This is a genomic window from Robiginitalea aurantiaca (assembly GCF_030380815.1).
In the GTDB taxonomy this organism is placed as follows: domain Bacteria; phylum Bacteroidota; class Bacteroidia; order Flavobacteriales; family Flavobacteriaceae; genus Robiginitalea; species Robiginitalea aurantiaca.
The window spans coordinates 25292-51347 of the sequence record NZ_JAUDUY010000003.1 but is presented as its reverse complement, the minus strand read 5'-3'; the positions used below and the strand labels follow the sequence as shown (position 1 = coordinate 51347).

20 protein-coding genes are annotated in these 26056 nt (G+C 47.3%); 18 read left to right on the top strand and 2 right to left on the bottom strand.

The genetic code is table 11. The features are described 5' to 3' along the window. Positions 1-38 precede the first annotated feature (38 nt). The 6 genes from QU605_RS06630 to QU605_RS06605 all read left to right on the top strand — a co-directional run bounded on the left by QU605_RS06630 (position 39) and on the right by QU605_RS06605 (position 10008). Positions 39-1352: a phenylacetate--CoA ligase family protein gene (locus QU605_RS06630; RefSeq protein ID WP_289724500.1), complete on the top strand. Its 1314-nt coding sequence runs from the start codon at positions 39-41 to the stop codon at positions 1350-1352. A gap of 496 nt (positions 1353-1848) precedes the next feature. Then, entirely contained in the window at positions 1849-3276 is a 1428-nt protein-coding gene (locus QU605_RS06625; RefSeq protein ID WP_289724499.1) for an alginate lyase family protein, read from the top strand. Positions 3277-3310: 34 nt separating this feature from the next. Next, positions 3311-4519, top strand: a complete 1209-nt coding sequence (locus tag QU605_RS06620; protein WP_289724498.1) for a glycosyltransferase family 4 protein — start codon at positions 3311-3313, stop codon at positions 4517-4519. Positions 4520-4596: 77 nt separating this feature from the next. Continuing rightward, positions 4597-6993, top strand: coding sequence for a GumC family protein (locus QU605_RS06615; protein WP_289724497.1), 2397 nt, complete (start codon positions 4597-4599; stop codon positions 6991-6993). Positions 6994-7018: 25 nt separating this feature from the next. Next, positions 7019-8422 carry a capsule assembly Wzi family protein gene (locus QU605_RS06610; protein ID WP_289724496.1) on the top strand — a complete coding sequence of 468 codons (1404 nt, stop codon included), beginning with the start codon at positions 7019-7021 and terminating at the stop codon, positions 8420-8422. A 209-nt stretch (positions 8423-8631) separates the two neighbouring features. After that, the gene (locus QU605_RS06605; RefSeq protein WP_289724495.1) at positions 8632-10008 is read left to right on the top strand and encodes a capsule assembly Wzi family protein; all 1377 of its coding nucleotides are present in this window, start codon (positions 8632-8634) and stop codon (positions 10006-10008) included. Between the two features lie 256 nt (positions 10009-10264). On the opposite strand, the gene QU605_RS06600 is transcribed toward QU605_RS06605, so the two are convergent. Next, positions 10265-12307, bottom strand: coding sequence for a S9 family peptidase (locus QU605_RS06600; RefSeq protein ID WP_289724494.1), 2043 nt, complete (start codon positions 12305-12307; stop codon positions 10265-10267). 251 nt (positions 12308-12558) lie between these two features. Between QU605_RS06600 and QU605_RS06595 the strand changes: the two genes are divergently transcribed. The 11 genes from QU605_RS06595 to QU605_RS06545 are packed head-to-tail and all read left to right on the top strand — an operon-like array spanning position 12559 to position 24177. Beyond that, positions 12559-14370, top strand: coding sequence for an acyl-CoA dehydrogenase family protein (locus QU605_RS06595; protein WP_289724493.1), 1812 nt, complete (start codon positions 12559-12561; stop codon positions 14368-14370). Positions 14371-14403: 33 nt separating this feature from the next. Then, positions 14404-15180, top strand: a complete 777-nt coding sequence (locus QU605_RS06590) for an SDR family NAD(P)-dependent oxidoreductase (protein WP_289724492.1) — start codon at positions 14404-14406, stop codon at positions 15178-15180. 28 nt (positions 15181-15208) lie between these two features. After that, positions 15209-16432 (top strand): acyl-CoA dehydrogenase family protein, encoded by a 1224-nt coding sequence (locus QU605_RS06585; RefSeq protein ID WP_289724491.1) that lies wholly within the window; start codon positions 15209-15211, stop codon positions 16430-16432. After that, positions 16425-17504: a phosphotransferase family protein gene (locus tag QU605_RS06580; protein ID WP_289724490.1), complete on the top strand. Its 1080-nt coding sequence runs from the start codon at positions 16425-16427 to the stop codon at positions 17502-17504. The genes QU605_RS06585 and QU605_RS06580 overlap by 8 nt, the downstream gene beginning before the upstream one ends. After that, a complete protein-coding gene (locus QU605_RS06575) occupies positions 17504-18262 on the top strand; it encodes an SDR family NAD(P)-dependent oxidoreductase (protein ID WP_289724489.1) in 759 nt (252 codons plus the stop codon). The genes QU605_RS06580 and QU605_RS06575 overlap by 1 nt, the downstream gene beginning before the upstream one ends. A gap of 17 nt (positions 18263-18279) precedes the next feature. Continuing rightward, positions 18280-19053, top strand: a complete 774-nt coding sequence (locus QU605_RS06570; RefSeq protein WP_289724488.1) for an enoyl-CoA hydratase/isomerase family protein — start codon at positions 18280-18282, stop codon at positions 19051-19053. A gap of 4 nt (positions 19054-19057) precedes the next feature. Further along, entirely contained in the window at positions 19058-20062 is a 1005-nt protein-coding gene (locus QU605_RS06565; RefSeq protein WP_289724487.1) for an NADP-dependent oxidoreductase, read from the top strand. 6 nt (positions 20063-20068) lie between these two features. Next, positions 20069-21046, top strand: coding sequence for an NADPH:quinone oxidoreductase family protein (locus QU605_RS06560; protein ID WP_289724486.1), 978 nt, complete (start codon positions 20069-20071; stop codon positions 21044-21046). A 56-nt stretch (positions 21047-21102) separates the two neighbouring features. Continuing rightward, the gene (locus QU605_RS06555; protein WP_289724485.1) at positions 21103-21840 is read left to right on the top strand and encodes an SDR family NAD(P)-dependent oxidoreductase; all 738 of its coding nucleotides are present in this window, start codon (positions 21103-21105) and stop codon (positions 21838-21840) included. Positions 21841-21844: 4 nt separating this feature from the next. After that, positions 21845-22306 carry a MaoC family dehydratase gene (locus QU605_RS06550; RefSeq protein WP_289724484.1) on the top strand — a complete coding sequence of 154 codons (462 nt, stop codon included), beginning with the start codon at positions 21845-21847 and terminating at the stop codon, positions 22304-22306. 53 nt (positions 22307-22359) lie between these two features. Beyond that, positions 22360-24177 carry an AMP-dependent synthetase/ligase gene (locus QU605_RS06545; RefSeq protein WP_289724483.1) on the top strand — a complete coding sequence of 606 codons (1818 nt, stop codon included), beginning with the start codon at positions 22360-22362 and terminating at the stop codon, positions 24175-24177. A gap of 26 nt (positions 24178-24203) precedes the next feature. Here the strand turns inward: QU605_RS06545 and QU605_RS06540 are convergent, their stop codons facing one another. After that, positions 24204-24773: a hypothetical protein gene (locus QU605_RS06540; RefSeq protein WP_289724482.1), complete on the bottom strand. Its 570-nt coding sequence runs from the start codon at positions 24771-24773 to the stop codon at positions 24204-24206. A 256-nt stretch (positions 24774-25029) separates the two neighbouring features. Here QU605_RS06540 and QU605_RS06535 point away from each other — a divergent pair, with 256 nt between their 5' ends. Beyond that, a complete protein-coding gene (locus QU605_RS06535; protein WP_289724481.1) occupies positions 25030-25818 on the top strand; it encodes a DUF6090 family protein in 789 nt (262 codons plus the stop codon). Positions 25819-26056 lie beyond the last annotated feature (238 nt).

The window sequence follows — 26056 nt, the reverse complement described above, 5'->3', positions numbered from 1 at the left end:
TATTCTTCATACTTCAAGTTTAATTTATTTCTTGTCAATTGATTCCCTTTATTTATAATAATTCGCCGATCCCCATTCAAAACCTATTAATTTCCGGGAGGGAATATTTTCGTCATAAAAAAAGATATAACAGTGAATTTTATGAAATACTGGATGCATTTAATCGTGGGAATCCAAATGAAGTCAATATAACTGAGCTAACATCCTTTGTTAAAAATGCTGCAAAAAGTCCTTTTTGGAAAAGGCGGTTCCAAGAGTATGAAGTAAATCCCGTTTCAAAGGACATTATCACGGAATTACAAAAACTGCCTATCTTAACCAGGTATGAAGTGGATCAGCATTTTGAACTACTGAAGGTTCCTCTTAAAGAACCAACATCATATCTGGCAACCAGCGGAACAACTGGCAAAGGATTGGTTTTTCCTCAAACTGCTAGTATGGAACGAAAGCAATGGGCAGTTTGGTGGAGGTTCCGCCAACGGTTTGGCATCTCATTTGGCGATTGGATGGGCTTATTCGGAGGAAGAAGTGTTGTTCCTTCGAATCAAAATAAACCCCCCTATTGGCGATACAACCATCCTATGAGACAGGTCATGTTCAGCCCACTTCATCTAAATGCAAAAACCATTAGTGAATATTACAATAAACTCCGAAACAGTAACCTGAAGTGGATCCATGGTTATCCTTCACAGTTGGCATTTCTGGCATCCCTGATAAGGGAAAAGGGCTTCCCTTCCTTACCCATGGATTACGTTTCCATCGGATCCGAAAGCCTGCTGCCTCATCAGATAAAAATAATTGAAGAAGTTTTTGAAATAAAACCCATTGAACACTATGGGCTTAAGGAGGGTGTAGCTAACATAAGCCTAACCCCCTGTGGTAAGTACCAGATAGATCAGGATTTCGCCTTTGTGGAGTTCATTAAGTCAGATTTAGGGGCAAATCTTTTTAAAATCATTGGAACAAATTATTCAAACCATGCGTTCCCTTTGATAAGGTATGACACCAATGATATTGCACTCTTAGATAACCATGGTGAAATAATTTCCATAGAGGGAAGGAATGACGACTACATAACACTTCCGAACGGGGTTAAAATAGGCAGGCTGACAATGATTTTCCTTACTGCTACCTTTGTGAAAGAGGCTCAGTTTTATCAGAAATCTCTAAATGAGGTAGAAATTAGAATTGTACCTGCCTCCGAATATAAAAGGGAAGTTCATGAACCAATCATACTTAATGCTACGAGGCAAAGACTTGGTTATGAAATAGATATTAAAATTAGATATTATGATAAAATTTACAAACCTAACTCTGGTAAATTGAAATTTGTGATCTCTGAAATCCGCTAAAGATGAAACAACTCATACAGGATCTTAAAAAAATCACACGTTGCTTGAAGAAGTACCTACTGCTTTGGTCAGGCCCGGCAAGATATTAATCAGAGCCACGCGATCCTTGCTATTGGACAATTAGCGCATGCATAAAGGTTCCGGCCTCAAGGACTTCTATCGTTTGAAAAAGTCTCAGGATAAAGGGCATCCACGACAGTTTTGGAACCTTATGGATTCTCTCAAAGAAGGGGGACATCATATTATCCCCTTTGAATCAGTTAAACTACCTCTAAGGCTTCGATTGCGGCCATCGAAAGCTTGAAAAGCGGGCAATAGGTTTACTTGTGATCAACGCATACGCAAAATCCGGAATTTGACTCCAGAGAAGGTTTTCCGCTATTACCATACATTACGACATTTAAAGCCCCTCCAGCTCTGGTACCTACTCTATTACCGGGTTAGGCCGCTCTTAGGCAGGAAAACCTACTCGGGAAACCCTTCAGGGGTAAAAAGTTTGGCTTTCGCAAAAGGAATTCCTTCACCCACCTCCTATAAGGGACCTGGAACGTTTCGCTTTTTGAACAAGCAAAAAATATTTAAGACCGTCGATTGGAACTATTCAGGCTTCGGCAAACTCTGGACCTATAACCTGAACTATTTTGACTTCCTACTGCAGGATGGGATTAACAGAGAAACGGGGCTTGAATTGATGATGGGGTACCTCAAGGAAGCGTCGGGTCGGAAAGATGGGGTCGAACCTTATCCCACATCTGTAAGGGGGATAAACTGGATCAAATTCCTTAGCTTGCATAGTATTACTGATGAAAGCCTGAGCGCCATATTATATAAAGATTACTGCCGCCTCTTAGACAACCTTGAGTACCACCTACAGGGTAACCACCTTCTTGAAAACGGCTTTTCCCTTCTTTTTGGCGCCCTCTATTTCAGAGATGAAAAATTTGCGGATATGGCCAGACGAATCCTAACCCTGGAACTTAAGGAACAGATCTTGAAGGATGGTGCTCATTGCGAACTCAGTCCCATGTACCATCAAATGATGCTTTACCGTGTCCTGGATGCCTACAACCTTCTAAATAACAATGCACATGCGCTTCCGGAACTGCATTCCCTGTTGGAGAAAACCGCACTAAAGATGCTGGGTTGGCTGCAAACCATCAGCTGGAAGGACGGCAGCATCCCCTTTATCAATGACGCAGCCCCCGGTATTGCTGCAGGTACCCGGCCCCTTTTATTGTATGGGGAAAGGTTGGGCCTGAAAGCCGAAAACATGAGTCTTAATTGTAGTGGGTATCGCAAATACATTTCAGGCGATTTTGAAGTGCTTTTCGATGCTTGCCCCATCCTGCCGACTTACCAGCCTGGTCACACCCATGCGGATACCTTGCAGGTTTTATTGCGATATCAGGGCAGTGACATCCTCGTAGATACGGGCACTAGCACCTATGAAAAAACTCGGCGCCGACAACTGGAGCGTTCTACTGTGTCGCATAACACGGTTGTGGTTAACAACAAAAATTCCTCTCAGGTTTGGGGAGGATTCCGGGTGGGAAAACGTGCAGAGGTGAGCATCCTTGAGGAAGACAAGTATCGGATAAAGGCAGAGCATTATGGATATTCCCATCCCCATAGAAGGACCCTTACCCTTTGCCATAGAAGAATCATCATCAATGATGAAATCAAAGGAAGGTTTAAATCTAAAGTACTCTTGGGACACTTGCATTTCCCGCCGGGAATCACCCCTGTGAAAATCGGAAATTCGATTCGGGCCGGAGGCTTATCCTTTGAATTTACAGCTATCGAATCACTGGATCTTTCGAAATATTTATTTGCAAGGGAATTTAACAAACTGGAAAATGCGTGGAAAATTTCCTATAAATTCAAAACACCTTGTGAAATTCAGATTCGACCCGTTAAAGGCTAAAACCATCTTCTTTCCGAACTAAACCGTCGCTTCTTTGAAAATCCTGTTCCTAACTGATAATTTTCCCCCTGAAGTCAATGCCCCGGCCAACCGCACCTTCGAGCATTGCAGGGAATGGGTTAAAGAAGGGGTGGAGGTGACCGTAATTACCGGGGTGCCCAATTTCCCAAAAGGCAGGGTATTTTCCGGGTATAGTAATCGCCTCTACCAAGAGGAGTACATTGAAGGGATTCGGGTGGTCCGAATTTGGACCATAATCGCAGCAAATGAAGGCTTCCTAAAGCGCATTTTAGATTATCTAAGTTTCGCCTTTATGGCCTTTCTGAGCGGTCTTCGAATTAAAACTGACCTCATCATTGCCACCTCCCCCCAGTTCTTCACAGCTGTCGCTGGGCATTGGTTAGCATTTTTTAGGGGTAAAAAATGGGTGATGGAAGTACGTGATCTTTGGCCAGAATCTATTGTTGCTGTTGGTGCCATGAATAATGGTTCAACCCTACGTATCCTCGAATGGCTAGAGAAACGGCTGTACCAATCAGCAGACCGGATCGTCGTAGTAACTGATACCTTTAAAGAGAAAATAGTGGCCCGAGGCATTGACCCGGGAAAAGTCGCCGTCTTTAAAAATGGAGTGTCTCTTATAAATTTCAGGCCGAGAGTGAAGGATGAAGAACTTGTTGAGAGGCTGGGCCTTAAAGGCAAGTTTGTTGTCGGATATATTGGCACCTTAGGTATGGCACATGGTCTCAACTTTATTTTGAATGCCATTATAGAACTGCGGACCAGCCACCCAGAGCTGTTGTTTTTGTTCATTGGGGATGGTGCAGAGAAACAAAAATTGCTGTTGCAAGCACAAAAATTAGGGATTTCCAATGCCCTTTTCTTGGATTCTGTCTCGAAAGCAGAGGTACACAGGTACCTGAGCCTTCAAGACGTAGCTTTAGTCAACCTGAGGAAAAGTGAAACCTTCAAAGCAGTGATACCTTCTAAGATCTTTGAGGCAGCAGCAATGGAAAAACCCATCCTTTTGGGTTTGGAAGGTGAAGCTAGGGAAATAGTCGAATTTTTTGGCGCAGGAGTATGCTATATGCCTGAAGATAAGATGTCATTTTTAAATGCCTTGGAGGAGATCAGAAGGCCTGAAAAATATAGCAAAGCAAAAATCGGGACTAATGCTCTTTCGCTGAAGTTTGGTCGTAAGGATATCGCCCGAAAAATGTTAATCTTCTTAAAATCCATTTAATGGATTCAATTTTAGGCATTCCCCGCGGATTATGTTAATTTCATCCTATTAAAAAGGGGAAACACCCGCGCGAGCTTTTGAAATTAACAAAAGAGGTTTTAAAAACTTCCGAACACATGCAAGAGAATCCTTTCGACACCTTTATAGATTCAAGGGAGGAGGACTTTGATCTAAAAGGATTCCTGTTAAAGTACCTGAATTTTTGGTATTTGTTCCTGTTTGGACTCCTATTTGCGCTTTTAATAGGCTATTTATACCTGCGCTATACTCCGCAAACCTATTATTCAGAGGCGAAGATCAAAATCTTAAAAGAGGACGACAAAAACGTCCTAGATCTTGGAGGGGCTGCTGTTTTAGGTAATTCACAATTAAATCTCCATAATGAAGTTTTAGTCATCAAGTCCTACCGTCTATTGAAACAGGTAGTTGAACTTCTACATCTAGACATCGATTATTACCTGATGGGAGATGTAAGAGACACACAGGTCTGGAATGTACCTTTCATTATAGAAAGAAAGCGATTTGAAGACAAGGCGCTTGGATCGGGGATATATTTAATTCAATTTGAGGATGATGGATTCTTAATATCCCGAGAAGAAGAGACTCCTCAAAAAATAGCATTTAATACTCCTGACAGCCTTCAGATTGCTTTACCATTTACTATTAAACTTTCAGATCCATTTAAGAAGCTTCCTTCCAGCCCATATCCTTATAAGATTGTCTTCAGTGAACCAAGCAAAGTTGCTCTAGCTCTTTCTCAGTCAATTGAGGTCTGGCCAACAGAAGATGGCAGTGAAATTCTGTCACTAGCTTTGTTCGGTCAAAGTCGGGATCGCTCTGAAGCCATCTTAAATGCCGTAGTGGAAAAATTCAACCAAGATGGCATGATAGACCGTCAAGAGGTCACTCAGCGCACTATTGATTTTATCAATCGTCGGTTTATATATCTTTCTAAGGAGCTCGACTCAATTGAAACCAGAAAACAATCATTTAAGGAAGCCTATGAACTCACTTATATTGAGGCCGATGCAAGTTTAGCTCTGCAACAGAAATCTGAGACAGAGCTTAGAACTTCCAATTTGGAAACCCAGCTTTCTCTTGCCAAAATGCTCAAAGAAAATCTCGAGGCCCAGAATACTGACAGCCTTCTCCCCGGGGACATTGGTCTCGAAAACCTGAATTTAAATACTTTGGTGTTAGGATACAACGAGCTCATTCTGAGGCGGGATATGTTATCGCCAAACATGGGAGAAGATAATCCAACCTTGCATGCAATTGACAAGCAACTTGAACGTAGAAAAAAAAATATCCTGAATTCCCTTGATATTTATGAAGCCCATTTATTAACATCTCTTACCCGCCTGCAGGAGGATCAAGCAACCTTCGATGCAGTCTATGCGCAACTTCCTGAAGAGGAACGCATGCTTCGGGCCATTGAGCGCCAACAGAATCTTAAGGAAAATTTGTTCCTGGTTCTCCTTCAAAAACGGGAGGAAGCAGGCATCAAACGGGCCGTTACAGCCCCGTCTATTAAGGTAATTGACTACGCTCTAAGTTCCGGACCAATAGCCCCTAAAAAGATCTCTGTTTACGGGATTTGTGCATTTGTCGGTTTTCTAGTGCCATTTGCTATTTTATTTATATTGTTTACCCTTGACAACAAGCTGTACCATCGTAAAGAATTGGAAAAAGCACTACCCGACCTGCCAATTGCTGGGGAAATCCCACATATCCCTCGTGACCCAAGTAAAACTCATGAACGTTCCGAACTGGCTGAGAGTTTTCGGATCCTCGTCACTAATATTAAGTTCCTGCTAAAAACTAAATCCTCTGAAAAAGGAAAAGTAGGAATGGTCACGTCATCAGTAAAAGGTGAAGGGAAAACCCTAATAGCCATAGAATTAGCGCGTGCATATTCCAGTTTAAACCAAAAGGTTTTATTAGTCGGAGGGGACCTGCGAAATCCAAGACTCCATGAATTTTTCGGAAGCGATAAAAACGTTGTAGGATTCTCAAATTACCTCTCCGAACCAGATCTTAGATTAAAAGACTGCCTTCAAAATCCAGACCGTAAATTCCCCTACCTGAGTATTTGCTTCAGTGGGCCAATACCTCCAAATGCTCCACAGTTGCTTTCGGGGGAACGCTACTTGCAATTCCTACGGGAATCACGTGACCTGTTCGATGTTGTGATCTTGGACACAGCTCCAACCGTTCTGGTTACCGACAGTCTAATTATGGATGACCCCCTTGATCTGGTGCTTTATGTAGTGCGCTCCGGTCATACGGAAAAGCAACTTACTGAACACATCAAGAACCTACAAAAATCAGGCAAAATGCAACATATGGCATTACTTCTGAATGATGTGAAGAGAACCCATGCGAAAGGCTATAATTATGGCTACGGCTACGGCTACTCCGACCAAAAAAAGAAGACCCCCTGGTACAAAAGTGTTTTTGGCAAAGGAGGTTAAATGAAAAATCATTATCTTGAAGGTTATGTTAAAAACTCATAATAAGTTTAATTCGGTTTCAACCCTCTTTTCGGGGTTTTGTTTCTTAATTCTTATATCTACAACTGGATTATCCGCCCAGTATGAGTTGCAGGCCGACCTCTATCTTAAGGGGTTTATAAATAATGGAAGTAATCCTTTTTGGGAGTATTCAAATACCTTGGGGATGGTTTCAGAAGATACCGAAGTTTTGGCAATGGCCAATGGCTATTATCGCAGATATCTGAGCCAGACTACTGAAATAGAGATTGGAGCATCTTTATTCACAGATCTCTATAGTGGAGGGAATAATAAGGTAAGTGGCAATGAATATTATGCCTCGTTCATTTGGGAAACCTTTCGGATCACCGGAGGAGCTCGGGCAAGGCCGGAACGCTATATGGGCATCTCCTCGGTAAATGGAAACATTGTTTGGAGTAATAATGCACGTCCAATGCCCGGTGTGGAAATTCAAACTCTTGAACCTCTACAAGTATTTCCTTGGTTAGGTTTAGAGGGAAATTTGGCACATTTTTGGTTAAATAATGACAGATATGTAACGGGCGCCTATGTACACTACAAAAATTTAACCCTAAATTTTACCCTTTCTGATGTTTCAACCTTAAGGGCGGGAATTGAGCACTTTGCCCAATGGGGAGGGATAAGCCCTGAAAGTGGTTCGCAATCTGCAGGATTTGGAGATTATTGGAAGGTATTCTTTGGTTTACGCGGAGATGAAGGGACCCAAGAAGACGTGATAGCTATTGGAAATCATGTTGGCTCTTACCAATTAGAATACTCCCATGAGTTGAATAACGGATCTTTAACGGGTTATATACAAACGATTTGGGACGACGTGTCCGGGGTGAGTTTGCAGAACCTTGCAGATGGGGTTTTTGGTGTGTTCTGGGAACTCCCAGATTACAGTGCTTTGAGAGGCCTTGTTTATGAATACGTTCAGACTACATACCAGAGCGGGCCTCAAGGCATTACAAACGGAAATGATGATTATTTTAACCATAATGTGTACCGTTCCGGATGGACGTACAAAGATCGTGTGGTGGGACTCCCTTATTTCACGACTGCCGATGGTTTGCCACCTATAATTAACACACGGATAATTGCCCACCATCTTGGCGCGCGTATTCAAAGTTTTGATGAAAAGTGGGATTTGCGATTGATGGGGAGCTACACTATCAATAAAGGGCGATATGACGCCCCCTTTAACCCTGAAGAAAATGTATTTTACGCCCATGCCCGTGTTTTTTATGCCCTGCGTGAGACCATGCAGCTTGGATTTTCCATCGGTACGGATGTTTCCAGTGTTAAACAGGATAATTTCGGCATTGGCCTCTCTTTCAGATATATGATTGGAGAACGGTTTAGAATGGATGTGTTTGACGGGCAATAACTAACCGTTTCACTTTATTAGTTAGTCTAAAGGGGATTGTTTTAATAACAATCCCCTTTTTTAATGCTATTTCACCTCTAAGGGGATGACTGCATTTCTGGGAAATGAATTTAATAGATCGCCATTTATTTTCATCTCTAATAATTCCAATTATACTGATAATCATATTTTTAAATATCTTATAGGCTTTCGAGACTTAGAGAACTTCATTGAAAAACCCAATTAACCATCTTCCTGGCTTCTATGTCAATGTCATTTTATACATGATGCTATTCGGGTTGCCCTTGCATGCTTTCACTCAATATGAATACGAAGTAGGCCTGAAGGCGGGCGGGTATTTTAACAATGGCCAAAACCCGTTCTGGTTCTACTCAAATCAACTGGGAATGGTTTCACAGGAAACTCAGGGCCTGGGATTGCTGGATGGTCATTACCGTCAATATCTGGGTGAACGTTTTGAGGTGGAGGCAGGAAGTTCCTTATTCATTGACTATTATGAAGGTGGTGAAAATGCGGTTAGGGCTAATGAATACTACGCGACGCTCGGATGGAATGTCCTTCGTTTTACCGCAGGTGCGCGTGGACGTCCGAAACAATTCCTTGGCCTTTCTTCTGTTAATGGGGATATCCTTTGGAGTAATAACGCAAGAGCCATCCCGGGTGTTGAAGTGTACACCTCTGCACCGTTCTGGGTTACAAATTGGTTAGGTATTGAGGGTGGGATGTCGCATTACTGGCTCAATGACGAGAGGTTCGTTGAAAACCCCTATATACACTATAAATTCGGAGCACTGAATTTTCAACTCTCCGAGCGTTCTTTATTCAAATTCGCCTTGCACCATTACGCACAATGGGGTGGAATTAGCCCGGAGAGGGGGCAGATGCCGAATAGCTTCGGTGACTTTGTAAACGTTTTCTTCGGGAAAGAAAGTATTGATACCGGTGCTGGAGGACCCTCGGTTGCCCTGGCTAACCAAATGGGCTCATGGAGGTTTCACTACCAATATGAATTGCGTGCCGGTTCCTTATCCGTTTATTTCCAAAATCTTTTTGAAAATACAGATGGGCTTCTCTTCAACAATTTTCCGGATGGGGTTTGGGGTGGATTTTGGGAACTCCCCGAAAACAGTATCATCAGGGGCATTGTCTATGAATACACTCATACTACCGGACCTCAAAAGAATGGCAATGATGGAGGAGAAGATTATTTTAATAGCCGCGTTTATCAATCCGGCTGGACCTATTTCAACCGAGTCATCGGAGCGCCCTATTTAACCCCTGACACTGATTCTCCCGGAATTATCAATAACAGGGTGACTGCACATCATATAGGAGTAAAAGCCTCTGTCTCAAATCTCAACCTGAAACTTATGGGAAGTTATGCTACAAATAGAGGCCTTTCCACAAAACCTTACACTCCTTTTAAAAATGTAATGTATATCCAGTTGTTTGCAGAATATACACTTTGGGAGCATCTGCAACTAGGCCTCCAACTCGGGGCCGACCTCTCTGATGTGAATGGTGAAAACCTGGGTGCTGGCTTTTCCGTCCGGTATGCCATTGGGGAGTCTTACCGGATGTATTGATCTTCCCGATTGCTTGTCCGTGCAGTTTAGAGCTAGAAATTTCAATGCTCCGCAATAAAACTTTTAAACAGGGCTGGAGCTCAAGCTCAAAGCCAATTTGGGAATAATGCCTGTAATAAATAGCTTATCCTTTAGGCTTTCCTGTGGCAATACCCCCTACGATTTTGAGCTAGTCCTTCCAATACCCTTTCTCCCTACACTGCAGGGTGGTAAAGTGGAGATTTATTTTAAGGTTCGCGAATTTAGGTGCTACAACCTACTCCCCCATCTCAATCTCCTCTCCCCATATATACTTCCCAAACCACTGCCAGTTGTGCCAGGTGGCTGCAAGGCGTTCTTTCGGTTTGGTGATCCCATGTCCAAAGCCTTTGTAAACGATCAGTTTGGAGTCCACGCCCTGATCCCTTAATCCCTGTACGAGTTCATAAGCGTTGGCTATGGGCACCCTTCGGTCATTTTCCCCGTGTTGAATCAATGTCGGGGTGGATGCCTTTGAAATGTTTGTCATGGGCGAGGTGCGCTCATAGACTTCCATATCCTCCCAGGGGGTAGCTTTGAGGTACTGGCGGGTAAAGGGGTGGATGTCAGTGTTCACGTAATACGTAACCCAATTGGAAATTCCCGCCCCTACGGAAATCGCCTTGAAGCGATCGGAGTTTGTGGTGAGAAAAGCTGAGATATACCCACCCTGGCTCCATCCCATGGAACCCATGCGGGTTGGGTCAATAAGCCCCTGTTTTTCCATATGTGCAACGCCTGAGAGCACATCCCAGGCATCCCCGACGCCGAGGTTTTGAACATTGAGCGAACGGAATTCCTCCCCATACCCTGCGGAACCCCTGTAGTTCGGCATCAACACCAGGGCACCCTTATTAAGCCATTGAAGGATGGGGTACACATAAGCAGGCACGGGCTGGGGGGTAGAAATCCCTGTGGGCCCACCGTGAATAACAACAAGTAGCGGATACTTTTTTGAAGGGTCGTAGTCCGCGGGCTTGTGCAAAACCCCTTCAATCTGGGCGCCATCCTCACTTTTCCATTGAATTACTTCGCTCTGGGAAGTGGCCCAACCGGAGATCTGCGAACTGTTCTCCGTGATCTGTTTTACCTGCCTGAAGTCCGTCCCGGTGGTCCAAATCTCTCCCAGGCTATCATAGTTCCGACCGCCAAATACCATGTTCTTTCCGTCTTTATCAAAGTTCAGGCTCCACGCCTGATCCGGGGTTGTAGTCATGACCTTTGTCTTCCCGGATTTCGGATCGATCCTTACAATGGGGCGTTTGGTCTTTTGCCAGGCCGTGCCGTAAATCCCCTCCGGGGTCCAGTTCAGGTTGTTGATGTTCTCGTCGAAATCGGCTGCAAGCTGCTTGTCCCCGGAACCATCTATATCAATTCGGAATAGCTTATTGTTCTTATAGTAATTGGAGGTGCTGTCATTCAGGTTGGTCTGATACAAGATCGATTTGCTGTCGGGAGACCAGTCTACCAGACCGTCGTAACTCGGGTTGGCAATAAGCGGCTTGTGGGTTCCGCTTGCCACATCGTAAATCGAGATGTCGGCTTTAAAAAAAGAATTGATCAACGGGTCCGGCTGGTGTTCTATAGCAATTTTAGTGCCGTCCGGAGACCACTGGAATTCATTAATGGTAAAAGGGACGCTATCCAGCAGGGCTTTGGGTTTTCGTTCCGCCTTAAAAAGGGAATCCTCCATTTGCTGAGGCAACGGCATTTGTGTAAACCGCTCAGGTTTGAAATCCACTACCCATAACCACGATAGCTCATATTCGGCTTCATCCTCCATAAATTCCCCGTATTTCTTTTCCCGGGCCTCCTCCGCATCTCCCTTGTCCTCGCTCTGGAGAAAGGCGATACGTTTCCCGTCCGGAGACCACTCATAACTGGATACGCCCTCTTTGGCATCTGTCAGCTGGAAGGCTTCTCCCCCTCCGGATCGCATCACATGGATCTGGTTCTTATCCCCCCGCCTGGAAACAAATGAAATCCATTTTCCGTCCGGTGACCACTTCGGGTTCCGGCTATCTGCTGAAGGGTTATTGGTAAGTGGAAAAGGGGCTCCCTGGTCTTTGGAAAGCCATAACTCCCGGTCAAAACGATTCTCAGCCCAGTCTGTAGCCGATTTCTCAAAAACGACATGCCGCCCGTCGGGCGAAATTACCGGATTCGAAACAGACTGAAGTGAAATCACCTCTTCGAAGGATGGATTTTTCTTCTGGGCAGAGAGCAATCCGCTCAAAAAAACAGCCATCAAACAAAGGGTAAGGGATCTGATGTTTTGCATTATTGGATTTTTAGGCCCGATAAGATATAAAATAATCAGTTGGAATTCAGGGATCAAGTCCGTGGCCTGGACCTAAAATACCTTGTGCCGGCATCGCACGGCATGCAAGCAAGGTCTTTGCAACCGGGGGGAGTACCCGCCTGATTTCAGTCAGAACCTGGGGCAAACCGGTCCGGCTTAAATTTGGGACAGAGATTCAATCCCTGCGTTTTATCTGTTATCTTAGTAGGCCAGCACTAAAACAAACGCTTATGGCTTCCCGATATCTCGATTTAGACACCGTAAAATTCCTGCTTTACAATGTGCATGACCTGGATGGGGTTTTGGCCCAGGAGCGTTTTAAGGATTATGATCGCGCATCTGTGGATCTTTTTCTGAATGCCGTTTCTGACTTTTCGGATAAGGAGCTCTTTCCTTATTTCCAGGAAATGGACGCCCGTCCGGCCCATTTTGAGGATGGAGAAGTGCACGTTCACCCACAGGTAACCCAGTATATGAAAAAGGCCGGGGAAATGGGTTTGGCAGCGGCCCTTTTCGACCACGAGGTCGGAGGGCTTCAGATGCCCAATTGTGTCGTGACGGCAGCCGCCTATATTCAGGAGAGCGCCAACAACCACTTGCCCGGGTATATCGGTCTGACTTTCGGGGCTGCAGAACTCATCCTTCATTTTGGAAATGAACACCTGAAAAAAACCTATGTGCCGAACATGCTGTCCGGTGCCTGGAACGGAACCATGTGCCTGACAGAACCCCAGGCCGGGAGTTCCCTTTCGGATATTGTAACCTCGGCAGAACCTGATGGGGAGCATTACCTGATTTCAGGTCAGAAGATTTTTATCTCGGGTGGAGATTATAAGGGTGTTGAAAACGTGGTGCATTTGGTCCTGGCGCGGATCAAAGGCGCGCCGGCCGGCACAAAGGGCATATCGCTTTTTGTCGTGCCAAAGCACAGGCCGGATGGAGACGGGCAACTCGTCTTTAACGACGTGAATACCGTAGGTGATTTTCAAAAAATGGGGCAACGCGGATACTGTACCACCCATTTGTCTTTTGGCGACAAAAAAGAGTGCCGCGGCTGGTTGGTCGGGGAACCCCACCAGGGATTAAAATACATGTTCCTGATGATGAACGGCGCCCGGATTGCCGTTGGTCGCGGGGCAGCCGCAATTGCGATGGCGGCTTACCGGGCATCCCTGGCGTACGCCAAGGAACGCCCACAGGGGCGAAAATTGACCAGTACCGGAAAAAAAGATGTGTCTGAAGCGCAAACCCTCATCATTAATCACCCGGACGTCAAGCGCATGCTGCTAACCCAAAAGGTAATTGTTGAAGGTGCGTTGAGCCTGGTGCTGCTTTCAGCGAAATACCAGGATCTGTCCCTTACCCATCCCGAGGAATCCGAGCGAAAAAAATACCACTATTTGCTCGAACTTTTAACTCCGGTAGCGAAAACATATCCCTCGGAAAAGGGTCTTGAATCGGTGAGCAATGGGGTACAGGTTCTCGGGGGCTACGGCTATTGTTCCGATTTTATCCTGCAACAATACTACAGGGACATCCGGATTTTTTCCATCTACGAAGGGACTACCGGTATCCAATCCATGGATCTGCTGGGGCGGAAAGTGACCATGGATCAGGGGGTAGCCTTAACCCATCTGGCAGGGGAAATGGGGAAAACCATCAAAGAGGCCATGGGCGAGGACTCCCTAAAATCCTTTGCGGGGGTCCTGGCCGGAAAAACAGATTTGATGAAAAAGGTTCTGAATTACCTCATGGGGTATGCAGGAAAAGGAAATTACGAGCGTTTCCTGGCAGATGCCACCGTCTTTATGGATTTCTTCGGGAACATTCTCATCGGATGGTTATGGCTGGATATGTCACTGCATGCAAACAAAGCCCTTTCCGATGGAGCAACAAAGCACTCCGCTGCCTTTTACAAAAGCAAAATTCACGCGATGCGATTTTATTACACCTATGAATTGCCCAAAAGCGAGGCCTCGGCAGCAATCCTGCTCAACACCTCAGACCTCACCGTATCCGTGGATGAGGGACTTTTTGAGTAGCACCCCGGATTAAAAGAAAAACACAGAACGAAAATGAATACGATTACATCAAAATTTGACCTTAATGGCAAAGTGGCTATTGTTACCGGTTCCAGTAAGGGAATAGGCAAGGCTATTGCCCAAGGCCTGGCCGAAGCCGGTGCACAAGTGGTCGTCAGCAGCCGCAAACAGGACGCTGTAGACGATGTCGCCAGGGAATTTTCAGATTTGGGACTGAAGGCCATCGGAATCCAGTGTCATATTGGAGATGCCGGGCAGCGGGAAGGCTTGATTTCGAAAACTATTGAGGCCTTTGGGAAAATCGACATCCTTGTGAACAATGCGGCAATCAACCCCTATTACGGTCCCCTGGAAGGATCAGAGGAAGGCGTTTTTGACAAGATCATGGAAGTAAATGTCAAGGCGCCCTGGCTACTCTCCAACCATGCCCTTGAGCATATGAAGGCAGCCGGAGGCGGCAGCATTATAAATATTTCCTCTGTGGAAGGGCTGCGTCCCGGGTTTGGGCTCGGCCTGTACAGTGCGACCAAATCGGCCCTGATTACACTTACTCAGAACCAGGCCAAGGAATGGGGTCGCTACGGGGTTCGCGCCAATGTCATCTGTCCGGGCCTCATCAAGACAAAATTCAGTGAAGGCCTGTGGGCAGATGAGGCCCTGGTAAGCCGCTTTACCAAGCACCTCCCCCTGGGAAGGATTGCGAACCCGGATGAAATGGCCGGGCTGGTCATGCTGCTGGCCTCAGATGCCGGATCTTATATGACGGGAGGTGTCTATGTAGCCGATGGCGGGTATATGGTTGCCGGATAGGTATTAATGAGTCGAGAAGAACCAAAACATGAATTTTCAATACACTGAGAAATCCCTGGAACTCCAGAGTCGCCTGAAAGACTTCCTCAAAAAACAGATCCTCCCGGCAGATGAGGAGGTTGAGGCCTTTGACAGGGATCCGGCAAACTTGTGGATAAAATGGCCCGGCCTCGAAAAACTTAAGGACGCAGCCCGGAAAGAAGGGTTGTGGAATCTGTTCCTGCCCCGCGATTACGGCGACTTCAGCCCGGGACTGACCAATTTGGAATACGCCCCCCTGGCTGAACTTATGGGGCGTACCCGATGGGCTTCAGAAGTCTTCAATTGCAGCCCTCCGGATACTGGAAACATGGAAGTACTGGCCCGGTACGGAAGCCCGGAACAGCAAAAAAAATGGCTTGAGCCTTTATTGGAAGGTAAGATCAGATCGGCCTTCCTGATGACCGAACCGGAGGTCGCTTCCTCGGACGCCACTAATATGGAGACATCAATTGTGCCGGATCAGGGGGATTACCTCATCAATGGGCGAAAATGGTGGTCTTCAGGGGCCATGGACCCGAATTGCAAGATTGCCATCGTGATGGGAAAAACAGATTTTGATGCGCCCAGGCACCAGCAACACAGCATGATCCTCGTCCCAATGGACACCCCCGGATTGCAAATTATTCGCCCCTTAAGTGTCTTTGGATACCTGGATTCACCCGAAGGACATGCTGAGATCGTCCTGGAATCGGTCCGGGTGCCCAAATCCAATTTAATCCTCGGGGAGGGAAAAGGATTTGAAATTGCCCAGGGACGTCTGGGTCCGGGTCGGATACACCACTGCATGCGCCTGATAGGAATGGCGCAGCGGAGTCTGGAACTCATGTCTGCAAGGGCAACATCCCGCAGTCCGTTTGGCAGAAGCCTGGACACCTATTCGAGCATTCGGCAGGAGATTTCCCGCTCTGCCTGTGAAATCGAACAGGCACGCCTGCTGGTGCTCTCCGCCGCAGACCGCATAGACCGGGTGGGTAGCAAATCGGCAAAAGAGCTTATTTCCATGATCAAAATAGTGGTGCCTGCCATGGCTGCGAACGTCATAGACAGAGCCATTCAGATTATGGGCGGAAAAGGGGTAAGCGGAGACTCGCCCCTGGCGCATTTCTATGCTGCAGCCCGCAGTTTGCGCCTGGCGGACGGCCCGGATGAAGTCCATTTGAGCCAGCTCGGAAAATCAACCATCAGGAAATACGGCCAGGCAAATGACTGAGGAAACTGCCACAAGGCCCGTGCGTCCAGGAGAGGAATTGCCGGAGGGAAACCTCAGGAAGTTCCTGACAGGTGCAGGATTGCTCGACAGTTATGACAGTCCTATTCGTGTCAGCCAGTTTAAGAATGGATATTCAAACCTCACCTACCTCCTCGGGTTTGAAGAGAAAGAATACGTGCTCAGGCGGCCCCCTGTTGGGGCTCCCAAAAGGGGCCACGATATGGGTCGGGAATACGAGGTCCTCCACAAACTCCGTCAGGTTTTTGATAAAACGCCCCTGGTATATGTTTTCTCAGAGGATCCGGAGGTGCTGGGCGCCCCCTTTTACATCATGGAAAAAGTAGACGGGATCATTCTCTCTGCAAGGGAAGCTCATAAACGCAACCCTTCCCCTGAAGCATTCCAGGCGATCTCCAACACCTGGCTACATACACTTATCGACCTTCACAAGGTAGATTACAATGCCGCTGGCCTTGGAGCCCTGGGAAGACCTGAAGGCTACGTGGAACGGCAGGTGGCCAATTGGGGCAAGCAATACCTGGCAGCAGTGACTGAAAATGTGGATTCCGCCCATAAGGTCATGGCCTGGATGCAGGACCACCAACCCAAAACCTATCAGCACAGCCTGATTCACAACGATTACAAATACGATAACCTGGTTTTCAAAGATGACAGCTGGCAGGAAGTAGCCGCTATTCTGGACTGGGAAATGTGCACCCTCGGAGACCCCCTGATGGATTTGGGAACCTCACTCGGGTACTGGACCACAGCCTCAGACCCCGAGTTTATGAAACTGGGGCTCCCTTCCCCAACGGTGCTGCCCGGAAACCCTTTGAGATCAGAAATTGTCGGGGCCTATGCAGCCGGAAGCGGAAGCGATGTCTCCAACCTGGTTTTCTACTACGCCTATGGGCTGTTTAAGGTGGCGGTAATCGCCCAGCAAATCTACTTTCGGTATAAACATGGTTATACCAGTGATCCCCGATTTTCAGAACTCGATAAAGCTTCCGCACTGTGTTGCGATACGGCCTTACGCGCCATTCAAAAAAATCAAATAGACGATTTACACTGATGAACTTAAAAGACAAAATAGTCGTAATCACGGGGGCCGCAAGCGGTATTGGGGCAGCTACAGCCCGACACATGGGCGTTTTAGGCGCTAAAATAGCAGCCTCGGACATCAATCTCAGACGTCTCGAAAACGTAGTGACAGAAATTAACGATGCCGGGGGCACTGCCTTTGCACATCGGGTAGATGTTTCTGATTTTAATCAGGTAGATGCTTTTTTTAAAGCGGCAGTAGAAGCTTATGGCAGCATTGATATCGTGGTAAGCAACGCGGGGATAGGCGGAAAAGAACAACACAAGACGGCGGAACACACCCATGAGGACTGGCACAATGTGATCGCCGTAAACCAGACCGGGGTCTTTTACACCATGCAGGCTGCCCTGAAACAGATGATGGTGCAAGGCCAAGGTTCTATTGTCAATGTAGCCTCCCTGGCGGGGCTGAAGGCTTCGGGATACAACCTCTCCTACAGCGCCAGTAAGTTCGCTGTAGTTGGAATGACCAAATCGGCCGCCCTGGAATACGGCAAGGACAATATCCGGATCAATGCGGTGTGTCCGGGGTATACGCGTACCCCCCTGCTCGAGAAACTGTTGGGGTTTCGGCCGGAAATGGAAGAAACCTTAAAGCGGCTCATTCCAATGGACCGCTTTGGAGAAGCCGATGAAATAGCAGAAGCCATTGCATGGCTGGCCTCGGATCAGGCGAAATTCATAACGGGCCAAACCCTTGTTCTGGACGGGGGAACGTCCCTGTTATAACCTAATTTATCAGAGAAATGAATACAATCACACGGATTGACAAATCAGAATACACCATACTCCAGTTAAACCGGGGAAAGGTAAACGCAATCAACCATGAAATGGTGATGGAATTACGCCAGGTATTCCAGGACCTGGAAAACGACCCTGAAGTCCGGGGGGCGATTCTGACCGGGCAACCCCATTTTTTCTCTGCCGGGTTGGATTTAATCGAGCTTATCCGATACGACAAAAAGCAGATTTCAAGTTTTTTTGAAGACTTCGGAGCGCTGTACCTTCAACTTGTCCGGTTTCCAAAACCTTTTATTTCTGCCATCACGGGCCATGCCCCTGCCGGGGGATGCGTCCTGGCCGTAACCAGTGACAACCGCATCATGGCAGAGGGCGATAAATATGTGATCGGATTGAATGAGGTAGCCGTAAACATTCAGATTTCACAAAATTTGACCGAGGCCTATGCCTTTTGGATGGGTGACGGACTGGCGAGCCGTTACATTCTTGAAGGAAAACTGCTTTCAGGCGCTGAGGCACATGCCTCGGGACTGGTCGATGAATTGCTTCCTCTTGAATACGTCCTGGAACGGGCCGAAGCCAAAATGAAAACCTACCTGAAAGCCGATCCTGAAATATGGGTCAGCACAAAAAAGAAAGTCCGAAAGCACTGGCTGGACCGGCTCGACACAGATGCATCCCAATCCCTTAAGGAGGCTGCAACCCTGTGGTGGAAACCGGAAATCCGCCAGAAGATGGAAGCCTATGTAAACAGTTTTTCAACTAAAAAATCTCAATAAGACGATGAACAAACAACTCCTATTTGTCAAGCGCCCGGTTGGAGCCGCTGATGCCTCCACCTGGTCGTTGGAAACCAACCCAATCCCGGAAATCACAGACGGACAGATGCTGGTTCGCCAGCACTATGTCTCCCTGGACCCCGCCATGCGCGGATGGATGAACGAAGGAAAGTCCTATATCGAACCCATGGAACTCGGTTCCGTTATGCGGTCTGGTTCCGTGGGCGAAGTGGTAGCCGTAAAAAACCTGCCTGGATTTGAGGTGGGCGATTTCGTTTCCGGCGGAGGAGGGGTCCAGCAATATGCAGTAACCGATGGCAAAGGCTGGTTTAAGGCAGATCCGGCTTTTGCACCCCTCCCCACGTACCTGGGAACCCTTGGAATGACGGGAATGACTGCCTATTTTGGGATTCTCGAGGTGGGAAAATTAAAGGAAGGGGATGTGGTTGTGGTTTCCGGTGCGGCAGGGGCTGTTGGCAGTGTTGTCGGTCAGATCGCCAAAATAAAAGGGTGTACCGTCATCGGTATTGCCGGAGGTCCTGAAAAGTGTAAATACCTGATTGACGAACTCGGTTTTGACCATGCCATAGATTATAAGAACGAGGACGTCCGGGTTCGCCTGAAGGAAACCTGTCCCAAAGGCCTGGATGTGTACTTCGACAATGTGGGCGTGCCCATCCTGGACTACGCCCTGGGTCGTTTGAGAAGAAATGCGCGCATTGTAATCTGCGGAGCCATTTCCCAGTACAACAACAAAACAGCCGTTAAAGGGCCATCCAACTACCTGTCCCTCCTGGTCAACAGGGCTACCATGCAGGGCATGGTGGTTTTTGACTGGGCGGACCGCTATCAGGAAGCTGCCCAGGTTATGGGGGGCTGGCTGGCCACCGGAAAGCTCAAAAGCCGGGAGGCTGTCTACGAGGGTATTGAAAATTTCCCCCAAACCTTCAACAGGTTATTCTCGGGCGATAAAACGGGGAAACTGGTACTCAAAGTGCTCGAAGACTAAAAAGACATGAGAGCAATTCGCTGTAATACTTACGGGCCTCCTTCCAATCTTGTTTTGGAATCCGTGCCTGACCTGAAACCAAAAAAGCATGAAGTGTTGGTGCAGGTTAAGGCATGCGGAATTAACTTTCCCGATTCCCTGATCATACAGGGACTCTATCAAATAAAACCGGAACTCCCCTTTACCCCTGGCAGTGATGTTGCAGGGGTTGTCAAAGCCGTTGGGGAAGGCGTAGACCATGTAGGCCCCGGGGACCATGTCATCGGCTTTGTGGCTTACGGCGGCCTGGCTGAGGAAGTCATTATGCCGGCCAAAGCGTGCTTCCCCAAACCAAAGCAGATGGATTTCCCGGTGGCAGCCTCATTTATGATGGCCTATGGAACTTCATACCACGCCTTAAAAGATCGCGCAGCCCTTAAGCCCGGGGAAACCTTGCTGGTTTTAGGAGCCTCAGGAGGCGTGGGGTTAGCCGCCGTGGAATTGGGTAAGCTCATGGGGGCAACGGTAATCGCTGCAGCCTCAACAGATCAGAAACTCGAACGCTGTGCTGCTTTCGGGGCGGATCACCTCCTTAATTATACTAAAGCTGACTTGAAATCAAGCCTCAAAGAAATTACATCGTCCAGGGGCGTGGATGTCATTCTGGATCCGGTAGGCGGGTCGTATTCCGAGCCCGCCTTCAGGGGAATTGCCTGGGAAGGCCGCTTTCTGGTGGTTGGTTTTGCCGCCGGGCAGATCCCTAAAATCCCATTGAACCTGCCGTTGCTGAAAGGGGCTTCGATTGTTGGCGTTTTCTGGGGACAGTTCGCAATGAGCCAACCCAAACAAAACCTTCAAAATACCCGCGAACTTATGGCCTGGCATGCGGAGGGGAAACTATCCCCCCATATCCATAAAACCTTTAATCTGGAAGATGCGCCAAAGGCTATTGAGGAATTGATGCATCGCAAGGTGCAGGGTAAAGTTGTCGTTCAAATGGAATAACCTTTAAAGGCCAAAGGGAATACAATCACATAGCATTAAATTCATATTTACAACAAATGAGACTAAAAGATAGGATTGCAATTGTAACCGGGGGAGCCCGGGGTATTGGCAGGGCTATTGCCGAGCTCTTCGCCAGGGAAGGCGCCACTGTAATAGTACTGGACCTCTTACCCGAAGGTCAGCAGGTTGCCGAAGCGATTAAGGCCTCAGGGGGGCAGGCCGAATTTCACAAAGTTTCCGTGACCGACAAACCGGCTGTGGAAACACTGTTTAAACACGTAGATGAGACCTACGGGAAAATCGATATCCTGATCAACAATGCGGGAATCACCCGCGACCGCACCCTGGAAAAAATGAGTGAGGACGAATGGGACGCCGTTGTAGCCGTAAATTTAAAAGGGGTGTTCATCTGCACCCAGGCTGCAGCCCCCTATATGAAAGCTCAAAAATACGGACGCATCGTCAGCGCGGCCTCCAATGTAGGCCTCAGAGGGAACTTCGGACAGACGAATTATGCAGCGACAAAGGCAGGCGTCATCGCCATGTCCAAGACCTGGACTGTGGAGCTGGGGAAACATGGAATCACAGCCAATGCCGTAGCCCCGGGTTTCACAATGACCGAAATGGTTCAGAAGATCCCGGAGGCGCATTTTGAAGCGATCAAAAAAAGTATTCCACTGGGAACGGTAGCCCAACCGATAGACATTGCCTATGGCTATCTCTACCTCGCCTCTGATGAGGCCAGATTTGTTTCGGGTATTTGTCTGACCATTGATGGTGGAACTTCAAGATAGTGTTATGGCCAAACTTGTATTAGATAATCTTACCGCATTACGAGCCCTTAAGGGCAAGCAGCTTCCGGAAGGGGATTGGTTTACGGTGACCCAGGAAATGATCGATGACTTTGCAAAAGCGACTGGAGACAATCAATGGATCCATACCGATGTAGAAAAGGCACGGAAGTTTTCACCATTTAAAACAACCATCGCCCACGGGTTTTTATCCCTTTCACTGCTATCCAGGCTCATGGATGTTATGAAGGTACAGTCTGCAACGATGGGCGTGAACTACGGCCTGAACAAGGTGCGATTCCCAAGTCCGGTACCTTCCGGAAGTCGGGTTCGCCTGTTGACCCGGATTGCTTCAATTGAGTCCTATGCAGAGAAGGGTGTGAAAATCACATGGGAATGTACGCTGGAACTCGAAGGAGCTTCAAAACCCGCCTGTGTTGCCGAATTTATCAGCCTGATGTTTGAATAAAGACTCTCTCCATATAAATTGTATCTTAAGTACTTCTAAAAACCAACTTCACGATGACACGTCTTTTTGATCTGCTCTACAACCAGGTGGAAAACCTGCCCCTTGACAAAGCTGTAAGTGCCCGGGACGCTTTAGGAAACTGGGTTTCATACACTTCTCAAGAGGTTTTGGAAGCGGCGGAGCAAGCGGCCTGGGGCCTTGTAAAAACAGGAATAAAACCCGGGGATAAGGTGGCTATTGTAGCCTATAAAAACAGACCGGAATGGCTGATTATGGACTTTGCCATTCAAATGTCCGGGGCTATCAGCATTCCCCTGTATCCCACGATCAGCATAGGCGAATACGAATACATTTTAAATGAAGCCGAGGTAAAAATGGCCTTTTGCGGTGCAATGGACCTTTACGACAAGTTAAAGGGCGCTCAAAAAAACACGCCAACCCTTACGGATATCTACTGTTTTGATTCGCATCCGGATCGACCTTTCTGGAAGGACATTTTCTACATTGAAGGAATAGCAGGCCTGCAACCCATAAAGGATGCCATTAAGGAAACAGACCTGATGACGATCATTTATACCTCAGGGACGACGGGAAATCCCAAAGGGGTGATGCTCACCCATGCCAACATCATGTTTGTGGTATTGGAAACATCACATCTTCTCAAAGTGGATGAGGGGGAGAAAGTACTTAGCTTTCTGCCGACCTGCCATATCTACGAGCGGGCTGTTTCCTTTGTCTATTACTATAAAGGGGCCTCTGTGTACTATTGCGGTACGGATAACCTCAGTGGGCCTGAAGGTGATCTGGCCTCCGTTAAGCCGGTAGCCTTCACCACAGTGCCCAGATTACTTGAGAAAATATACGAAGCCATCTATAACAAAGGCCTTGCCCTTGAAGGCGTTAAACGCAACTTGTTTTTCTGGGCCCTCAGCCTTACCGATGATTACGATCCGGGGCGAAAACGCTCCTTTGTGGAAGGCCTGAAATGGAAGATAGCAGACCGGCTGATTTTCAGCAAGTGGCGCGCAGCCCTTGGCGGGAATGTACGCGTAATTGTAACTGGGGCCGCCCCGTGTCCTGTTAAAATCCTACGGGTGTTCTCTGGGGCTGGCATCAATATCCTAGAAGCCTATGGCCTTACGGAGACCTCCCCAACCCTCACCGGGAACCGAATGGAGCCTGGCGGGACAATGTTGGGCACTGTTGGCTACGCTGTTGATGGTATAGAACTTCGAATAGAAAGTGCCTCCGGGGAATACGGAGAGGGAGAGGGAGAAATCCTCGCCCACGGGCCTAATGTGATGCAGGGGTATTACAAAAAGCCTGAAGTAACCGCCCAGGTCTTTAAAGAGATCGATGGAAAAAAATGGTTTTGTACCGGGGACATCGGAAAGTTTATTCCCGGGGAGGGAGGTCGTCAGTTCCTTAAAATTACAGATCGTAAAAAAGAACTCCTAAAAACCTCAGGGGGGAAGTACGTAGCTCCGGCCCCGATTGAAAATAAATTCCGGGAGGATTTTCTCATTGAGCAAATCATGGTTGTGGGGGAAAAACAAAAATTTGTTTCAGCCCTTATCGTCCCTGCTGAAGAAGCCCTTAAAAACTGGTGCGATCATAAGGGCATCGAATGGAGCAGTTTACCGGAGATGATTCAACAAAAAAAGGTGATTGCCAAATACCAGAAAATCATCGATAAGCTGAATCCTCAATTCTCACATATTGAGCAGATCAAGAAATTCAAACTGGTCCCCTCCCAGTGGTTACCGGTTCATGAGGACCAGTCTGAAGCGGAACTCACCCCAACCTTAAAGCTCAAAAGACGGGTGATCCGCAAAAAATTCGAACAGGAAATTGCAGAAATCTACGTGTGATTCCTGATCTTTTTCAGCTCAGACAACTACCTGCCTTGCCCGGGGGTAGAGGCATCATCGTGGGTGCAGCTGTAATGTGCATCAGAAGCTGCATATACGGCAGCCGTTGCTGATTTATGAGCCTCCCGGGCGGCATTCAATGCCTTTCGCATATAGTACTGAACGTCGCCGAGTTTTCGGGCAGCCGTCGCTTTTTTCGAATTATTCATTGCTACATCTGCAAAGTCCCTGGCGTCAATAGCCCGGCTCTCCGCTTCTATAGCATTGGTAATGACGGCATCAAGGCCACAAACCTCTGCATAATATTGAGAATCTCCCGCCAGGGAAACCGCTTCTTCGGCAGCTGCCTGCGCCTCACCAGCAAAAATCCTGGCCTTACGGGCATTCTCCTTTGCCAGAGAAAAGGTATCTGCATACCCCGCGATTTCTGAATAATTCCTGAGACTATCCGAATTAATACTCACGAGTTCCGAATAGGTACCTACCTCGGAGATTTCGCTTTTGAAGAGTTCGCACTGGGCCGATGTAAGAAATGGCAACAGGAATAGACCCCATGCTGCCAGCGACATCTTTGTTTGCAATTTGATGTGTTTCATATTAGATGTGACTTTAATTAACTGTACCTGAACATCCATGATTGCGATACATTTCACTTACGGGACATAATGCCATTAAATTAGTTGAATGACACCTGCAGCGCCTTATTCGATCGCGAGACTTCAGGCTCCAATCCATAACGATCAATACGCTCATGTGGTATTTAGATTTCCTCTTTCTTTCAGCTGATTCCATGAGCCCTGCTGTTTCTGAGGAATCTGTATCTTAGGACTACCGGTATTTTTCATTTCAATTATGATACGTTTTCTAAGCCGTTTCAGGAAGGACCTTCTCGCCAATAAATTGTTTGGGAGGTACCTGATCTATGCCATTGGAGAAATAGTCCTTGTCGTGCTTGGAATTGTAATCGCATTGCAGATCGATAATTGGAACGAGTGGCGTCAGGAACGCGAGGTAGAACAAATTGTTTTAAGGCAACTCGAGGAAGACTACGAGTCCAATCTGAAACAATTGAATCAGAAAGTTGAAATCCGGAAAAACATTATCCAAGCCGCCCTGGGAATCCTCCAGGCCATGGATCAGCCGGAGGGGGTCGCCAGGGATAGCCTTATCGCGAACCTCACCGTCCTGTTGATTGACCCGACCTTTGACCCCATTGAGAACGATATGAGCAGTACCGGGAACCTGCGCCTGATTACCAACCATAAATTAAAGCGGCTGCTCTCCACCTGGTCTGCCGACATCGTGGCGGTACGCGAAATTGAGCAGGACTGGTCGAAAATAATCTACCAGCAGTACCAGCCTGTGGTCACCAGGATGGGCCTTTCCCGGGACATGGCCAACCACTTTACCAATGACCTGGACCTGGAATGGCAGCTCGACCCTACGACGGGGTTCAATAAAGTGGCCATTGGGAAATCCACCCACAACACGACCGTGTCGGAAATCATCCGTAGCGAGGAACTGGAGGGACTGGTTTCTTATGCCATCACCTATAACTCGGCAGCCAACCTGGAATCCGAAACACTCCGCAAGCGTATAGAAGAAATCCTGATGTTAATCCGGAGCGAAATCCATGACTGAAAACCTCAGCTGTAAAGACAGGAGAATGGATCAACATGCTGGTGCTGAATTCCAGATCTCCTCCTTTGGATAACCGTTCCTGATATTCAGAATGCTGTTTGCCCTGACATCTATATGCCCAGGGGTTCCTGCTGAACTTTTGAGCTTCCTCCAAACAATTCAAGCGTCTTTTTCTTAATCATCCTTGGCTGACGACTTGTTTTCTGTGAGCTCCTCAAATGAGCAGAGTCGCTTCGGG

Coding starts and splice junctions, on each gene's coding strand:
- QU605_RS06610 (WP_289724496.1), top strand. CDS start 7,019: ATGTTAAAAACTCATAATAAGTTTAATTCGGTTTCAACCCTCTTTTCG.
- QU605_RS06600 (WP_289724494.1), bottom strand. CDS start 12,307: ATGCAAAACATCAGATCCCTTACCCTTTGTTTGATGGCTGTTTTTTTG.
- QU605_RS06595 (WP_289724493.1), top strand. CDS start 12,559: ATGGCTTCCCGATATCTCGATTTAGACACCGTAAAATTCCTGCTTTAC.
- QU605_RS06590 (WP_289724492.1), top strand. CDS start 14,404: ATGAATACGATTACATCAAAATTTGACCTTAATGGCAAAGTGGCTATT.
- QU605_RS06585 (WP_289724491.1), top strand. CDS start 15,209: ATGAATTTTCAATACACTGAGAAATCCCTGGAACTCCAGAGTCGCCTG.
- QU605_RS06580 (WP_289724490.1), top strand. CDS start 16,425: ATGACTGAGGAAACTGCCACAAGGCCCGTGCGTCCAGGAGAGGAATTG.
- QU605_RS06575 (WP_289724489.1), top strand. CDS start 17,504: ATGAACTTAAAAGACAAAATAGTCGTAATCACGGGGGCCGCAAGCGGT.
- QU605_RS06570 (WP_289724488.1), top strand. CDS start 18,280: ATGAATACAATCACACGGATTGACAAATCAGAATACACCATACTCCAG.
- QU605_RS06565 (WP_289724487.1), top strand. CDS start 19,058: ATGAACAAACAACTCCTATTTGTCAAGCGCCCGGTTGGAGCCGCTGAT.
- QU605_RS06560 (WP_289724486.1), top strand. CDS start 20,069: ATGAGAGCAATTCGCTGTAATACTTACGGGCCTCCTTCCAATCTTGTT.
- QU605_RS06555 (WP_289724485.1), top strand. CDS start 21,103: ATGAGACTAAAAGATAGGATTGCAATTGTAACCGGGGGAGCCCGGGGT.
- QU605_RS06550 (WP_289724484.1), top strand. CDS start 21,845: ATGGCCAAACTTGTATTAGATAATCTTACCGCATTACGAGCCCTTAAG.
- QU605_RS06545 (WP_289724483.1), top strand. CDS start 22,360: ATGACACGTCTTTTTGATCTGCTCTACAACCAGGTGGAAAACCTGCCC.
- QU605_RS06540 (WP_289724482.1), bottom strand. CDS start 24,773: ATGAAACACATCAAATTGCAAACAAAGATGTCGCTGGCAGCATGGGGT.
- QU605_RS06535 (WP_289724481.1), top strand. CDS start 25,030: ATGATACGTTTTCTAAGCCGTTTCAGGAAGGACCTTCTCGCCAATAAA.